15 protein-coding genes and 1 pseudogene are annotated in these 15,718 nt (G+C 36.5%); 6 read left to right on the top strand and 10 right to left on the bottom strand.

Going from position 1 to position 15,718, the window contains the following annotated elements; all coding sequences use genetic code 11:
- The first annotated feature begins 21 nt into the window (after nucleotides 1-21).
- Entirely contained in the window at nucleotides 22-1,275 is a 1,254-nt protein-coding gene (odhB, locus tag DEU39_RS06780) for a 2-oxoglutarate dehydrogenase complex dihydrolipoyllysine-residue succinyltransferase (protein ID WP_110010291.1), read from the top strand.
- 80 nt (nucleotides 1,276-1,355) lie between these two features.
- Nucleotides 1,356-1,745: a Co2+/Mg2+ efflux protein ApaG gene (gene apaG, locus DEU39_RS06775; protein ID WP_062675055.1), complete on the top strand. Its 390-nt coding sequence runs from the start codon at nucleotides 1,356-1,358 to the stop codon at nucleotides 1,743-1,745.
- Between the two features lie 67 nt (nucleotides 1,746-1,812).
- Here the strand turns inward: apaG and DEU39_RS06770 are convergent, their stop codons facing one another.
- From DEU39_RS06770 to DEU39_RS06760, 3 genes are all read right to left on the bottom strand, one after another.
- Nucleotides 1,813-2,367, bottom strand: a complete 555-nt coding sequence (locus DEU39_RS06770; protein WP_120231378.1) for a 3'-5' exonuclease — start codon at nucleotides 2,365-2,367, stop codon at nucleotides 1,813-1,815.
- Between the two features lie 205 nt (nucleotides 2,368-2,572).
- Complete coding sequence (locus DEU39_RS06765; RefSeq protein WP_120231377.1) at nucleotides 2,573-3,550, bottom strand: glycosyltransferase family 2 protein; 978 nt, start codon at nucleotides 3,548-3,550, stop codon at nucleotides 2,573-2,575.
- Between the two features lie 6 nt (nucleotides 3,551-3,556).
- Complete coding sequence (locus DEU39_RS06760) at nucleotides 3,557-4,441, bottom strand: lysophospholipid acyltransferase family protein (RefSeq protein WP_062675049.1); 885 nt, start codon at nucleotides 4,439-4,441, stop codon at nucleotides 3,557-3,559.
- A gap of 80 nt (nucleotides 4,442-4,521) precedes the next feature.
- On the opposite strand from DEU39_RS06760, the pseudogene DEU39_RS06755 reads away from it, so the two are divergent.
- Nucleotides 4,522-5,095, top strand: a pseudogene (locus tag DEU39_RS06755) (thioredoxin family protein).
- Between the two features lie 106 nt (nucleotides 5,096-5,201).
- Here the strand turns inward: DEU39_RS06755 and DEU39_RS06750 are convergent.
- Nucleotides 5,202-6,563 carry an aldehyde dehydrogenase gene (locus DEU39_RS06750; RefSeq protein ID WP_120231376.1) on the bottom strand — a complete coding sequence of 454 codons (1,362 nt, stop codon included), beginning with the start codon at nucleotides 6,561-6,563 and terminating at the stop codon, nucleotides 5,202-5,204.
- Nucleotides 6,564-6,753: 190 nt separating this feature from the next.
- Here DEU39_RS06750 and DEU39_RS06745 point away from each other — a divergent pair, with 190 nt between their 5' ends.
- Both DEU39_RS06745 and DEU39_RS06740 read left to right on the top strand, forming a co-directional pair.
- Nucleotides 6,754-8,433: a hypothetical protein gene (locus DEU39_RS06745; protein WP_120231375.1), complete on the top strand. Its 1,680-nt coding sequence runs from the start codon at nucleotides 6,754-6,756 to the stop codon at nucleotides 8,431-8,433.
- A 17-nt stretch (nucleotides 8,434-8,450) separates the two neighbouring features.
- Nucleotides 8,451-8,960 (top strand): hypothetical protein, encoded by a 510-nt coding sequence (locus DEU39_RS06740; RefSeq protein ID WP_120231374.1) that lies wholly within the window; start codon nucleotides 8,451-8,453, stop codon nucleotides 8,958-8,960.
- Nucleotides 8,961-8,962: 2 nt separating this feature from the next.
- On the opposite strand, the gene DEU39_RS06735 is transcribed toward DEU39_RS06740, so the two are convergent.
- The 3 genes from DEU39_RS06735 to DEU39_RS06725 form a co-directional block, all read right to left on the bottom strand.
- Complete coding sequence (locus DEU39_RS06735) at nucleotides 8,963-10,525, bottom strand: MFS transporter (protein WP_120231373.1); 1,563 nt, start codon at nucleotides 10,523-10,525, stop codon at nucleotides 8,963-8,965.
- A 270-nt stretch (nucleotides 10,526-10,795) separates the two neighbouring features.
- On the bottom strand, nucleotides 10,796-11,842 hold the full coding sequence (locus DEU39_RS06730; RefSeq protein ID WP_120231372.1) for an HlyD family secretion protein: 1,047 nt from the start codon (nucleotides 11,840-11,842) through the stop codon (nucleotides 10,796-10,798).
- Nucleotides 11,843-11,847: 5 nt separating this feature from the next.
- Nucleotides 11,848-13,182 (bottom strand): TolC family protein, encoded by a 1,335-nt coding sequence (locus tag DEU39_RS06725; RefSeq protein ID WP_228436679.1) that lies wholly within the window; start codon nucleotides 13,180-13,182, stop codon nucleotides 11,848-11,850.
- A gap of 136 nt (nucleotides 13,183-13,318) precedes the next feature.
- Here DEU39_RS06725 and DEU39_RS06720 point away from each other — a divergent pair, with 136 nt between their 5' ends.
- Entirely contained in the window at nucleotides 13,319-14,122 is an 804-nt protein-coding gene (locus DEU39_RS06720; protein ID WP_120231370.1) for a helix-turn-helix domain-containing protein, read from the top strand.
- 292 nt (nucleotides 14,123-14,414) lie between these two features.
- On the opposite strand, the gene rplI is transcribed toward DEU39_RS06720, so the two are convergent.
- From rplI to rpsF, 3 genes are all read right to left on the bottom strand, one after another.
- Nucleotides 14,415-14,912: a 50S ribosomal protein L9 gene (gene rplI, locus DEU39_RS06715; RefSeq protein WP_047429787.1), complete on the bottom strand. Its 498-nt coding sequence runs from the start codon at nucleotides 14,910-14,912 to the stop codon at nucleotides 14,415-14,417.
- A gap of 110 nt (nucleotides 14,913-15,022) precedes the next feature.
- Nucleotides 15,023-15,325 carry a 30S ribosomal protein S18 gene (rpsR, locus tag DEU39_RS06710; protein ID WP_002979091.1) on the bottom strand — a complete coding sequence of 101 codons (303 nt, stop codon included), beginning with the start codon at nucleotides 15,323-15,325 and terminating at the stop codon, nucleotides 15,023-15,025.
- Nucleotides 15,326-15,357: 32 nt separating this feature from the next.
- Complete coding sequence (gene rpsF, locus DEU39_RS06705) at nucleotides 15,358-15,699, bottom strand: 30S ribosomal protein S6 (RefSeq protein WP_034695444.1); 342 nt, start codon at nucleotides 15,697-15,699, stop codon at nucleotides 15,358-15,360.
- Nucleotides 15,700-15,718: the final 19 nt, after the last annotated feature.

Raw genomic sequence — 15,718 nt, 5'->3', positions numbered from 1 at the left:
AAAAAATAAAAAATACTCGATATGTCAGTTTTAGAAATGAAAGTTCCTTCACCGGGCGAATCAATTACAGAAGTTGAAATTGCAACTTGGCTTGTAAAAGATGGTGATTATGTAGAAAAAGATCAACCTATCGCCGAAGTGGATTCAGATAAAGCAACTCTTGAATTGCCTGCAGAACAAAGTGGTGTTATCACTTTAAAAGCAGAAGAAGGTGATGTGGTACAAGTAGGTCAGGTAGTTTGTTTAATTGATATGGATGCTAAAAAGCCGGAAGGTGCTGCACCTGCTGCTGAGGCTCCAAAACAGGAAGAGGCTCCGAAAGCTGCTGAACCAGCTAAACAGGAAGCTCCAAAACCTGCTGCGCCGGTAGCTGCGCCACAAACTTATGCAACAGGAGCTCCATCTCCGGCTGCTAAGAAAATCCTTGACGAAAAAGGAATGGATGCTGCACAGGTTTCAGGAACAGGAAGAGACGGAAGAATTACTAAAACTGATGCTGAATTAGCAGCAGTACCTGCATTAGGAGGAAGCCCTCTTACTGCAACAGGTTCAAGATCTACTACAACGACTAAACTTTCAGTTTTAAGAAGAAAAATCGCTCAGAGATTAGTTTCTGTGAAGAATGAAACAGCGATGTTAACTACCTTCAACGAAGTTGACATGTCTGAAATCTTCAGATTGAGAAAACTGTATAAAGAAGAATTTGCTCAGAAACACGGAGTTGGACTTGGTTTCATGTCTTTCTTCACAAAGGCTGTTACAAGAGCATTACAAATGTATCCTGATGTAAACGCATCTATCGATGGTGATTTCAAAGTAAACTATGATTTCTGCGATATTTCAATTGCGGTTTCAGGGCCTAAAGGATTGATGGTTCCTGTATTAAGAAATGCAGAAAACATGTCTTTCAGCGCTGTTGAAGCAAACATCAAAGATCTTGCTACTAAAGTAAGAGACGGTAAAATTACAGTTGACGAAATGACGGGTGGTACTTTCACCATTACAAACGGTGGTACTTTCGGATCTATGATGTCTACACCAATCATCAACCCTCCTCAATCTGCAATTTTAGGAATGCACAACATCATCCAGAGACCGGTTGCTGTTGACGGACAGGTAGTAATCAGACCAATGATGTACGTTGCAATGTCTTATGATCACAGAATTATCGACGGTAAAGAATCTGTAGGATTCCTTGTAGCGGTAAAAGAAGGTATCGACAACCCTGTTGAAATTTTAATGGGAGGTGACGAAAGAAAAGGCCTTGGATTATAGTTTTTAATAAAATTATAACATAATATATGATCTCGCCTTAAAAAAGGCGAGATTTTTGTATTTATTAAGAAAATACTACAATGATGTTTTCAAAAATGACTTCCAATATCAAAGTTTCAGTAATACCTGAATATGATAGTAAAAACAGTTATCCATCCGAAAACCGTTACGTTTTTAAATATAATATTACGATAGAAAATGACGGAAGCTTTCCTATCAAAGTATTGAAAAGAAAATGGTTGATTTTTGATGTGGGATTCGGGTACACAGAAATTATAGGCGACGGAGTGATCGGATTGACTCCCGAGATAGGAACCAATGAAAATTTTGCTTATTTTTCCAATGTGATGCTTCGTTCCGGAGTAGGTAATATGAGCGGAAAATACCTGGTTAAAAACATGGAGACACAGGAAACTTTTGAAATTGATATTCCAAAATTCAATCTGTTGTCTGAAGTGTTGAGTAATTAATAACAGATGTCCTGTCAGAAAGTACAGGTTTTTACAAAGAACCCGGGTTCTATTGTTTGTAAGATAACTAAAGCTTTTTAATTTTTGCTTTCATATACTCATTTACTTCATCATTACTGTTGAGGAAGAGTTTTTCAAATGCCAGTAAAGATATTTTGGCACATACCTCGGCATCAGCTCCTGCTCTGTGATGGGTAAAATCAATTTGATGATATTCTGCTAATGGCTTCAGCCCATATTTTGGAAGATAATTCCATGATTTCTTGGCAAGCTGAATACTGCAAAGATAGTTCAAGTTGGGAGTAAACATTCCATAATGCTGCAGGCATCCCCTTAAAACAGAGGCGTCAAACCCTGCATTATGAGCAATCATAAGACTTCCGTACATCATATCCTGAGCTTCATACCATATTTCATCAAAGGTAGGTGCATCTTTTACATCTTCCGGCTGAATTCCATGCACCGCAATGTTGAATTTACTGAAATAGGGAAAACTCGGAGGTTTGATCAGCCAGGTCTTTGTTTCTACAATTTTAGAATCCTGTACGATACAAATCCCCATCTCACACGCTGAACTTTTCTCGTGTGTTGCCGTCTCAAAATCTATTGCACAGAAATCCATTGTCTTAAAATTATAATTAGTTGTGGGATTGCGGGTTGTTTTTTGTTGTTGGTTCTCTGGTTTAAGGTTTTGAACTTAAGATTGATTAAAGTTATAAATTTTTACTCTATTAAATCCTTAGTTCACAATAGGTAAGAAAGTCGTAATTTTTAATCAATCCCTAATCCCTAATCCCTAATCCCTAATCCCTATAACCTATAACCTCTCATCTGCCACCTAAAAAATGCTTAAAAATCAGCCATTTTGATTGATAAAAATCCTTCTTCTGATGGCTTTGACGAAGTTTCCAAGTTCCCGGAATGTGACTATAAAATGCAAAGTGAGCTCTCAATACAGCCCACAGATGGGAAATGCCATACTTAATTCCAAAATACACTCCGGCGATGCCATCTAAGCATAGTCTGATCAAAATTATCAAAATTACCTGTGGAAAGGGAAGGTTTTTAAGCATCATGGAAAGATTATTTCTCATGTTTAAATAAGTCTTCTGTGCACTCTGCTTGTTGAGTGTTCCACCGCCTACATGATAAACTTTGGAGTTTCCTGTATAATAAATCTTTTTTCCTGAATTAATAAGCCTCCAGCAAAGATCAATTTCCTCCTGGTGAGCAAAAAATCTGGCATCAAAACCATTCTGCTCCCAAAAATCTTTTGAACGGATGAAAAAACAGCATCCTGATGCCCAGAAGATCTCTGTTTCATCATTATATTGGCCTTTATCTTCTTCCAGATCATCAAAAACTCTACCCCTGCAATAAGGATATCCAAGATTATCTATCAAGCCGCCGGCAGCTCCGGCAAATTCGAAATAACTTCTGTTATGATAAGATAAAATTTTGGGCTGTATTGCGGATATAGCTGGGTTGTTTTCTAACAATTCCAACACAGGTTCTGTCCAGTTCTCAGTAACTTCTACGTCAGAATTGAGAAGACAGTAATATTCATGTCTGATGGATTTTAATCCTTCATTATAGCCGCCTGCAAACCCATAGTTCTTATCATTTTTAATAATATGTACTGTAGGAAAATTCTTTTGTAGAAACTCAACAGAATCATCTGTAGAAAGATTGTCTATCACATAAATATCCGCATTCTGAGAAAATTGTACTACCCCCGGAAGAAATTTCTCAAGCCAGTTTCTGCCGTTCCAGTTTAAGATGGCAACTGCCAGTTTTTTCTGCATGTCAACCTATTTTTTTTCGGAATCAAAATTTTTGATAGAGTCCTGATATTTCCATTTTCTGTGTGACCAAAGGTAATTGTCAGGATATTTGTGTAAAGTGTTTTCCAGTAATTTATGAAATTTTCTCACGACCTCATTTTCTGTAAACTTTTCACCATCCGGATATATTCTGTGATAATTAACCTGATAATAGCCTCGTTTTACCTTTTTCATTTCACAATAAATGAATACAAGATCCATTCTTGTGGCCAGCCTGTCATAGCCTATGAAAGCAGGAGTACGTTGATTTAGAAATTCTAATCCGTAAGTGACATGAGCATGGTGAGGCGTTTGATCGGCTACAAACATATACGCTGAATCTCCGTTGTTTTTAGATCTGAAAATATTCAAAATAACCTCATTGGCTTCCAATGCTTCGTTTCCAAATTTGTTCCGGACTTTCTTCATCTGATTCTCCCAAAAATCACTGTTTACTTTTCTGTAAACGGGATGGCAGTGTGCCTGAGGAATAATTCTTGCCAGTGCATTGATCCATTCCCAATTGAAAACGTGGCCTGCCAAAAGAATAATATTTTTTCCTTCCTCTTTAGCTTCGTGAAATAAATGCTGATTGATATGCTGCATTCTCACTCGGGATTCTGTTTCCGAAATGCTGAAAGATTTGATGGTTTCTACCAGATAATCTGAAAAATTGAGGTAGAATTTTTTTCGGATCTCTTTGATCTCTTCTTCAGATTTGTTGGGAAAAGAGTTTTTAAGGTTTTGAGTAATAACCTCTTTTCTGTATCCTACAATATAATAATTAAGGAAGAAGATGACATCCGAAAAAACATATAATATTTTCAGCGGAAGCTTGGAGATCAGATATAATATTTTGATTAGAAAATTCATAAAACACGCAAATTTAGTGATAATAAAATTATGGTTCTATTTTTGCAGAAGGATATATATTATTTTTTTACTTTTATATTATGAAAAAATTGATAATATTCGCTTTCCTGGGATTAAGTACTTTCGCTTTTTCACAAAATGCAAAAAATTCGCCCGAAAAAGGAAAACAAAAAACAGCTCTTATAGTGCCTGCTGAGGAGGCTAAATTAGAAGCTCAGAAAAAGGCAGCTGAAGAAAAGGCTAAGCTTCCTAAACCTTACGATCCAAAAGCTGACGCTCAGGCAGATATTAATAAATTAGTTGCCCAGGCTAAGAAGGAAGGCAAAAATATAATGATCCAGGCAGGTGGAAACTGGTGTATCTGGTGTCTTCGTTTTAACAATTATGTACAGACGACTCCTGAACTGAAGGAATTAATAGATAAGAATTATGTATACTACCATCTGAACTTTTCTCCGGACAATAAGAATGAAAAGGTTTTTGCCCAGTATGGAAATCCGGGTGAAAAAATTTGGTTATCCGGTTTTTATCGTTTTGGATAAAGATGGGAAAATGATTAAGGTTCAGCAAAGTGATGTTCTGGAAGAAGGAAAAGGGTACAGTAAAGAAAAAGTAAAAGAATTCTTTACTACCTGGGCCCCAAAGAAAGGATAAAAATATAAAACTGCTTCAGAAATGAGGCAGTTTTTATTTTTATGCATTGATTTATGAATATTTTATAATACAAATAGTTAAATCTTTACAAATATAACCTTCAGCATTACATTAATTTCTTTATCCAGCTTAATTTTTTCTCTGAATAAGGCGGATATTTGATATTCGGTTCTCCCCAGGTTGCTTTTTCAAGAACTGCTTTTGGGTGTGAAAAGGTTTCGAAACCATATTTTCCATGATAATTCCCAATTCCTGAATTACCTACTCCTCCAAAAGGAAGATGATCATTGCTTAAATGCATCACGGTATCATTGATACAGCCTCCTCCGAACGACAATTTACGGGTAAAGTTTTCTTTTTCTTCAGAATCATTGGTGAAAAGATAAGCGGCCAGCGGTTTTTCAAGTTCTAGAACAGAATTAAGAGCTGCATTGTAATTTTGAAAACTGATGACAGGCAAGAGAGGTCCAAAAATTTCTTCCTGCATGATTTCGTCATTCCAGTCTATATGATTCAGAATTGTAGGCTCGATATAGAGTTTTTCTTCATCAAAATTTCCTCCTGAATAGATTTTTTCTTTATCAATTAGACGTACCAGGCGTTGAAAATTCCTTAGGTTAATAATTCTTGTATATTGTTCAGAGCCATGATCATATTTGAATTCTTTAATATATTTTCTGAGCATTTCCAGAAACTGCTCCTGAATGGTTTCTTCCACCAGGAGGTAATCGGGAGCTACACAAGTTTGCCCGGCATTGAGAAATTTTCCCCATACGATTCTTTTGGCTGCCATTTCGAGATTGGCATTTTTTGTAACAATAGCTGGAGATTTCCCACCGAGTTCCAGCGTTACAGGGGTAAGATGCTCTGCTGCTGCTTTGTATACAATTTTTCCGACTTTTGTACTTCCTGTAAAGAATATTTTATCAAACCTTAGTTTTAAAAGAGCGGTTGTCTCCTCAATACCTCCTTCATACACATACAGATATTCAGGCGGAAAGTTTTCATTGATGATTGCTGCCATTGCTTTCATTGTATTCTCTGCTATTTCACTAGGCTTCAGAATACAACAATTTCCGGCAGCTATTGCCGCAATAATTGGAGAAAGGGATAATTGATAAGGATAATTCCAGGCTCCGATGACGAGTATACAGCCAAGCGGGTCAGCGTAAATTTTACTGCTTCCCAGTTGGTTGACAAGATTGGTTCTGACTTTTTTAGGCTTTGAAAGGGATTTTAAATTTTTGATATAATAATTAATATCATTCAGAATAAAAGATAATTCTGTAGTGAAAGTATCAAATTTTGATTTTCCAAAATCTTTATTAATCGCTTCATACAGCCTATTTTCATTGGAAATAATAAGGTTTTTAAGCTTTTCAAGATACATTTTCCGGAAAGCTAAGCTTTTGGTTTGCTGTGTTGCAAAAAAATCTCTTTGCTTCAATAGAATACTCTCAATTTCCATCGGTGACTTTTATAATATTAAACGTTCTTATTTTCAGGATCGTATGGGTTAGAAATTTATTAATAATACTTAAATATTGATTTAAATAAAATCATTTTATGTTATTTTTTAATTAATATAATGATAAATATTATAAAACTCATTATTTGGTGATAAAAATTTTGTAATTTTATTTATATAAAATTTAAGGATGAGAAAATTACTCTATTTATTCCCTTTATTCTTTTATTATTTCAGTTACGCACAATGTACAGGTTGCGATGTTCAAAATCCTACCGATCCCAATTATCATTTTCCTGATAATACAACAGTCTGCTTTACTTCCGACATGACATTCAATAATCCGACGTTCGGGACAAATGCTAAGATTTGCATTGCATCTGGTGTTACCTTGCAGTTTCAGAATAGTATAAGCGGAGCGGCCAATGCTCCTGCAAGACTTGAAGTACATGGAACACTCAATTTTAATCAGACCATAACGAGCGTTGCCAATCTCAATGTTCATGTTTTTGATACCGGGAATATAACAGTAGGCGGAGGGAATGGAAATCTCACCATTGACGGACAGATCAATGAAATTGTCAATGAGGGGCTCATAGAACTGGGAGTTTTGCAATTAGGAAATAATTCCAACAATAAGATTGATAATTTTGGAAATCTGAATATTAACGGAAACCTGAATATGAGCAGCTCTGCTACCACTTTATTCAGGAACGAAGGGGGCGGATTGATATTTATTGGCGGTAATTACGGGAATAACGAACAGAGTGTGTATGTCAATTGTGGAACCATTATCTCTCAGAACGGATTTAATATTAATGGCGGTAAAATTATCAATACTGGAATTTTTACAGTTGGGGGAGATATTAATTTGTCCGGAAGCAGCAGCGAAATTTACAATTTTGGACTTTTTACCTCTACGGGAAATATGAATAATGCCCCTTCTGATGCTGTTATTTATAATGAAGGAGAACTGGCGCTGAACCAGTATCAAGGTGGAAATGCTGCCATTCAGGGACCTGCTTCATCCACAAAAAAAGGATATATCGTTTTGCAAAATCCTATTCAGGTGGGAAATGTGGCTGTGGGGCCCAATCTTGATTTCAGAAGAACAACAGGTGTTTCTGACCCAGGCACGGTTTTCATGAACAGTAATCCAAGTTTTCTGACGAATGTTACCTATGATTGTGCTTCTACCAACAGCTGTAGTGCACCTTTGATCATTAATCCCGGATTTTGTCCTGCCATTAATGGAGATTTGCCGCCAATGGCGGTAGATGACACCTATACTATCGTTGCAGGAGGATCTTCTGCAGGAATTGTTCTGGATAACGACTTTGAAACGTATGGTGGAGCACAAGCAACCCTTTCCAATGTTATTTTATCTCAGGTATCCACCTCAAATTCCAATATTTCATTGAATACTACGGATGGACATATTCTGGCAGCTCCGGGAACTCCTCCAGGTAATTATACTTTAGTTTATCAAATCTGTCAGACCGCTTCCCCGTCAAATTGTGATACAGCAACGGTAACCGTTACGATTCAGGGGACTGTACCTTGCTATAAACCTGCTGCTACAGCAGGAACTGTTCTTACTCCGAATTTTGGAATTACTTCATTAAGCAGGGCTGATAAAGGAGGAAACAACTGGCCTGGTGTAAGAAAAGGAGCTTGGGCTGTACTGGAATCAAAGAATAAAGGTTTTGTTCTTAACAGACTTACCGATGTTCAGGTAGCAGCTATCCCACAGGCAGACCTTAAAGAAGGAATGATCATTTATAATACGACACAAAATTGTCTGCAGGTTAATATTGACGGAACTGCCACAGGCTGGAAATGTTTCAATACCCAAACCTGTCCGGATTAATAAAAACCTAATTCCTTATGAAAAAAATAGTCTTAATCATTATAATAACAGCATCCGGAATCTTTAATGCTCAGGTTGCTTTAGGAAAAACGACATTAGAATCAGCTTCATCATCTATTGAGTTTGGAAATGAAAACCGTGGTATTGTTCTTCCTTGGGTAACTAATACCTCGGACATTCAGAATCCTGTGAATGGTACTCTGGTTTTTGATACTTCGGATATGAAGGTGAAAGTGTATCAGAATAACCTTTGGAAAGATCTTTCAGTAGACACAACTGGTACTGCTGACACCAGTCTTCAGGATAGTTTGACAGATCAGCCTGAAGCAAAGGTTTCTGTAGGAACACCGTCATCCGTTTCCGGAATTCTGGTGCTTGAAGATAGTAATAAAGCCATGATTTTACCAAAAGTAACTTCTCCTCACCTTAATATTATCTCACCTGCTGCCGGTATGATGGTTTATGATACTCAGAAAAAGCAACTGGCTGTTTTCAACGGAACAGTATGGTCTTTTTGGGGAGAGTAATTCTACATAATATTTCGTACTGCTATTTTTACAGGATGATACAATAGTAGCCCAATTGCAGTAAGAAGAGCCAGCCAGAACAGGCCCGTGAAAATTTCCATATTGGAAAGTAGAATAGACTGAGCTGTTATTTTAGCTTTAAAAGCGCCTGTTGTCATGGATAAAGAATCATTAACCGATAGTTTGGAAATATTGGCTCCAAAGATTTGACTCCACTGATTGTAAAAAACAGGATTGGTGTCTGTTAGGTTAGCGCTGAGTGCATCGGAATGTTTTAGTGTTAAAAATAGCATCAGGTTTTGCATCAGAGCATATCCGATAGCGGTTGTCCAGAAACGGGTGGTTGTTCCCAGCGCAGTAGCATTGGATAAATATTCTTCCGGAGTTCCTGAAATCAGAAAGAAAACAAGAGGTGTAAATAATAATCCCTGAGCAACACCCTGCAGAAATAAAGGAGGACAGATGGTAGAAAGGGTAGTGTCAGGATAAAAAGTATAGGTAAACCAGGCACAATCTATGGCCAGTAAAAGAAATCCGGTGAAGAAAACAATTCTTGATGATACTCCGCGAACCAGACAGATTCCTGATAACAAAATACCCAAAAGAGTTCCTGCCACATTCCAGTACTGGATGTTCACAATATAATCCCAGGGCCATTTCCATACGGTAGCCATGATGCTGTAGACATTATTCAACCCGGAACGGATCAGATAAAAAATGAAAAACAGGATCATTCCCACAATGACATTTTTGGAACTGAAAACTTCGAAATGGAACAACGGTCTCTTGGAATTTCTTTGCTTAAGCATAAATAAGCCTCCGGAAAGAAGAAATATAAACAGACACATGATAATGGTATCAGACTCGAACCACATCAGTCTTTTACCATAAATAATGGCATAGCCGCCAGCCTGCAGGCATACCCAAAGAAGAAACCAGCTTGTAATATCCAATTGATACAAAGGTTTTTTAGGAAAAAATCTGTTTCTGTTGAACAGAGCAATACCGATGATCAGTACAAACACATGGAAGTAGACCATCATCAGAACCATATGTTGGAAATCGTAATCTTCAATACTTGATTTTAACAGGGAAGTCGTAATAGTTCCTCCGGTCAGCATAATCGTATACATAAAAAGATATGCTAAGACTTTGGCGTGCTTTGTTTTTAATTCTGCGATAATTAAAGGCAGGAAAATGGCACCTTCCAGCAAACCGAAAATTCCTTCCAAAAACCGGATCACCAATATCACATGATAATCATTGGTAACTGATAAAATATAAAGAATAATCACCGAAATAGAGGCCATCAGCAAAACATAGTATTTCACGCTGAAATAAGCCATAAATCTCTGTAATACTAAAAGGGTAACCACAAATGTCCCATACATCAAAATCATTAAATACTGGATGTCATCTGAATCTACATCCATAAAAGAAGATGTGAAGGCGCTGTTAGAATGTAAAAGCGACAACAACATCAGGTGGGGAAACAATGCCAGTATAAGAAGAGGCAGTTTCAGCCATTGTGGTACCCATTTATGATAAACTGTATTATGTTGCATAATTTTTATGGTGATAAAAAGCAAAAAATCGTTTTTCTGCTGTTTAATCTGAATGAAAAATGCGAAAAGACAAAGGGCAAAAGGGTGTAAAAGTAAAAGGTAAAACGGCAAATATGCTTGAAGAAAAAATTGGCAGATTTGCTATTTTGCGGTTTGCCTTTTCGCTAAAAAAATAATTTAATTTGAAAATTTGAAATTGGGAGAATTTGAAAGTTAAATTAAACCGAATATTTTATACTCTAATACTCTCAAACACTCCCACTTTCAAACTTAAATCTTCTTCGCGCTCACCAGAACATTCATTCCGGAAAGCAGCTTTTCATTGTTTTTGTTATTATCCAGAATAATTTTTACGGGAAATCTCTGTTCTATTTTTACAAAATTTCCGGTAGCATTATCCGGTTTTACCAAAGAAAACTGAGAACCTGATGCAGGAGAAACGGAAAGAATTTTTCCTTTAAACTCAACATCGGGATAAGCATCCGCAGTAATAATTACTTCCTTGCTCTGATCAATCTGTCCAAGTTGTGTTTCTTTGTAATTGGCAATGATCCATTTCTCTTTGCTCACGATTTGTACCAAAGCCTGTCCTTCTTTAATCAACTGTCCTTCCTGAATGGTCTTCTTTCCTACCCATCCGTCATAAGGAGCCGTAATTATCGTATAAGAAAGATAAAGCTTCGCATTGTTAAGACTGGCAGAACTCTGCTGGATCTGGCTTTTTACAGGGGCTACTTTGGTTTGTTGTTCGTTCGCTCCGGCTTTTACTGCATTTTTCTGCTGTTCCAATGCCAAAAGATTGGCTTTTGACTGTTCATAAGAAGCCTTTACATTTTCAAATTCCTGTTCTGTGGCCGCATCTTCTGTTAACAGGTTTTTATATCTTTTGTAATCCTGTTCTGTTCTCCAGATGTCAATTTTTGCTGAAGCAATTTTAGCATCAATAATCTTTGTATCACTTTCTTTGGTGCTGACACCGCTTTCGATAGTACTGATGGTTGCAGTGTTAGCGTGAAGATTGGCCTCAGCCATATGTACCTGATTCACAAACTCTCTGTTGTCAATGACGATTAATGTATCACCTTTATGTACAAACTGGTTTTCGTTAAACTTTATCGTTTTGATAAACCCTGAAACCTTACTGGATACAGGCGTAATATATTGCTCGATCTGCGCATCATTCGTCGTCACATTTTTTCTCGAAAAAAGATAAAAGCTTACCATTCCTGTGATTCCACTGATGATCAGGATCCAGGCCAGTAAAGTAATGGACTTGTTGATTCTTTTTTCCTTTTGTGTCAATTGTTTCTGTGCCATAGTTTTTATAAATTTCCAATCGTATATTGGAGTTGGTAATATTTAAGTTGTCTGTTGATTTTAACGGAAATAAGATTAGATTCAGCTTCCAGATACGTATTGTCTGCATCTATCAGTTCAGTAATAAGGCTAAGCTTATTGGCATACTTTGTTCTTACAATACGATAGTTTTCTTTAGCCTGATTAATTGCTTCTTCAGCAATTTTTACCTTCTGGTCTGTCTCTTCAAACTTTTTATAAGCCTCATAAACATTGTGTCTTACATTTTCCTCATTTTCTTCAATCTGAAGTTTGGCAAGATCAATATTTTCCCGTGCTTCCTGCATTCTGTATTTATTTTTGTACAGATTCTCGATAGGATAGGTAAGATTTACCCCTACCATTCCCAGACGATATGCATAGGGTTCGGGAGGAAAGAACATCATATTCGGATATTTTAAAAAATATTCACCGCCAGCTGTAATTTTAGGTAAATAATTAGCTTTGGTAATCTTTTGATCCAATTCTTTCAGGGAAAGATTCTTATGGGTAATTTCAACAGACTCATTTTTGTTTAAAGCAGTTTCTGTAAGCTCATCAACATAAGGAATGGCAACATTGTCTGAAATAAGATCTTCTGTGTTGACATGTATTTCCTGATTTTCAGGAAGCGAAAGAATTGTTTTCAGTTTGTGTTCTGCGATCTGAATATCATTATCCAGTTCCGTCCAGCTCATTTTGTGATTGGACAACTGAAGTGATGTTCTTAAGACTTCATTGACCGTTACAACACCATTAGCTTTCAAAGCTTTTACCTGCTTGATGTTGACGGAATCTTCCTTCATTTTATCATTAATCAGACTCTGCTGCTCTTTTAAATGATGGATCTGTAGAAAAGCCGTAATGATGGTCATTTTAAGCTGTCTCTCATCGAGATGGGTTTTTAAAGCAGAAATTTCAGTGTCAATAGCCGCTTTCTTTTCTGTATTTTTAATTTTTCCTCCCATATAAACCGGGATCGATGCTGATAATGTAAAATCATACATTCCATTGATTACATCATACTTGGTGGCTTTATTAAATACACCATTCTGATGCTGGAAAAGGTTGGTGACCTGATTATAGCTTGTATGAAATTCAATATCCGGAAGTTTCTCCATCTTGAGGTCTTTCTCTTTGGTAACGGACATTTCCTGTTTCAGATGACTGATCTGTATGTTTTTATTATTTTTCAAACCAATTTCTACAGCTTGCTGTAAGCCGAGATGCTGGTAATCGATCATCTGTGAATGTAAAAAACTGCTCAATAATAAGCACAACGCAATGCACATATACCGGCATGCGTTCAATATGATATTCATAAATTAATTAAAGGATTTTTGCTAAAATGATTTTGATGCAGCAAAGTTACGGTGAGAAGCCACAGACCCTATTTGTGAAAACAGAAAAAGATTTTCTCATTTACGCCAATTTGTAAATTCTTCTTACCTTTATGGAATGAACAACAGCCATTTTAAAGCGGTAGAAGAAGATGATGCCGAATTTTACGTTTATCATGTCCTTACCGGAAATGTAACCACAGAGATTCATTATCACAGTTCAGCACAATTAGTCTATGCAGAAGGCGGTATTGTGCATGTTTTTACGGATCAGAAACACTGGTATCTTCCTGCCAGATGCTTTATGTGGATTCCTGCCGGTACACCACATTATATTTTTTCTACCAGTCCAAAGGTTGATTTGTATAACTTTTATTTTAAGAAAGAAGAAAATGAAAGTGGCTTTTTTGATGAAATCAATATTTATTCTGTCAATAATCTCCTTCGTGAGATGATTTTCTATACTAAAGACTGGGATGGGAAAATCACAAAAAATGATACCTCAAAATATTATTTTCTCAAAGCTCTTAAAGGAGTTTTACAGGAAAAGAAACATAAACATCTGGCATTTCCGATACAGCATCCTTTCCCAAAAGATGAAACATTGCTGAAGATTGCAAGATATATTCATGCTAACCTTGAGAAGCCTCTTACGATTGAATCTACGGCAAAAGAATTTGGTATGAGTACAAGAACCCTTTCCAGGAAATTTAAAGAGATTCTGGGCATGAATTACGTTCGCTTTCTGAGAGCGTTGAGAATTACCCGTTCCCTTGAGCTGATGCTGGAAGGAAAATACAATATGTATGAGATTGCCATGATGGTAGGGTACAACAGCCTCTCGTCTTTCAGTAATATCTTCAAAAAGGTAATTGGAATGGCCCCTACGGAATATCAGCATAAATTGAGAGGGGATAAGTAGTGAGTTGGAGGGGTTGAGAGTTTGAGATTCGGGTTACGGGGTGTGAGGTAACGGTTTATAGTGTGGAATAGATTTTCCTACCTGTTCTTCGTACAGGTTATTAAAAAGATAATTTAACGAGTAATAGCTGTTAAGATTTCCTATATTCCCCTTCCCTGAAGGGGTGGATTTTTGCAAAGCAAAAAGACGGGGTAGTTAATATCAATCTTACTTCAAAGTCACCCTATACAAAAGAAAAACCACCTCAATAAATTGAAGTGGTCTTGTATTGTGAGAAATTCTCAGTTGCTTATTAAGCTTCTTCAGTTTTAGCTTCTTCTTTTTTAGGAGCTGCTTCCACTGGAGCATCAGATACGATATCAAACTCGTAGTTGTACTCAACATTTCTGTGAAGTCTGATAAGAGCTGCGAATTTACCAGTTCTCTTGATCGTGTTACCAGGAATTTTGATGTATTTTTTCTCTACAGAAACACCAGCTTTTTCTAAAGCAGCAGATAGATCAGCATTGTTGATAGATCCGAATAATTTGTCACCAGCACCTACTTTTGCTGGGATCGTGATAGAAGTTTTCTTCAATTGCTCAACTACAGCGTTAGCAGCAGCGATTAATTTAGCTTCTTCTTCTTTTCTAGCTTCTAATGTAGCTTCTAAAGCAGCTTTGTTTTTAGGCGTAGCTAAAAGAGCAATTCCTTGAGGAATTAAGAAGTTTCTAGCATAACCTGGCTTTACGTTTACTGTATCAAACTCAAGTCCTAAGTTTTCTACGTCTTTTTTTAGGATAATTTCCATTGTTGTTGTCCTTTTTAAGATTTTAGGTTGTATCTAAAATCAAGTTAGAATTAATGATGTATTCAGCAACAAAAGAAGAGGAAAAACCTCTTCTCTTATTTATTTTTGTCTTATTTCAATAAGTCAGCTACGTATGGTAGTAAAGCAAGGTGTCTTGCTCTTTTGATAGCAGCAGAAACTTTTCTTTGGTATTTTAAAGATGTTCCAGTGTATCTTCTTGGTAAAATTTTACCTTGCTCGTTTACAAATTGTAATAAGAAATCAGCATCTTTGTAATCAACGTGCTTAATTCCGTATTTTTTGAATCTACAATATTTCTTTTCAGATTTTGTATTGATATCAAGTGGAGTAAGGAATTTTACTTCTGATTCTCCTCCTGCTGAGGCTTGTTTAGCCATTTCATCTATTGCCATGTCTTGTCTTTTTTAAAAAATAGGGTTAATAATTAAGCTTTAGCTGCTTTTACTTTAGCTCTTCTTGTTACAGCGTACTCTACAGCGTGCTTGTCAAGTTTTGTAGTAAGGTAACGGATTACTCTTTCGTCACGCTTAAATGCTAATTCTAAATCAGCAACTACAGTACCTTCTCCTTTAAATTCGATTAAAGTATAGAACCCATTCTTTTTCAATTGAATTGGGTAAGCTAATTTTTTTAATCCCCAGTTTTCTTTAGCAACGATTTCGCAGTTCTTTTCTTTGATTAGATCTACATACTTGTTCACTGCTTCCTCTACCTGTGCCTCAGATAGAACGGGAGTTAAAATGAAAACAGTTTCGTAATTGTTCATAATGTTAAAAAATTTGTTA

This window comes from Chryseobacterium sp. AG363 (assembly GCF_003610675.1).
In the GTDB taxonomy this organism is placed as follows: Bacteria; Bacteroidota; Bacteroidia; order Flavobacteriales; family Weeksellaceae; genus Chryseobacterium; species Chryseobacterium cucumeris.
The sequence above is the reverse complement of the archived record's forward strand: the minus strand, read 5'-3'. Positions and strand labels throughout refer to the sequence as shown.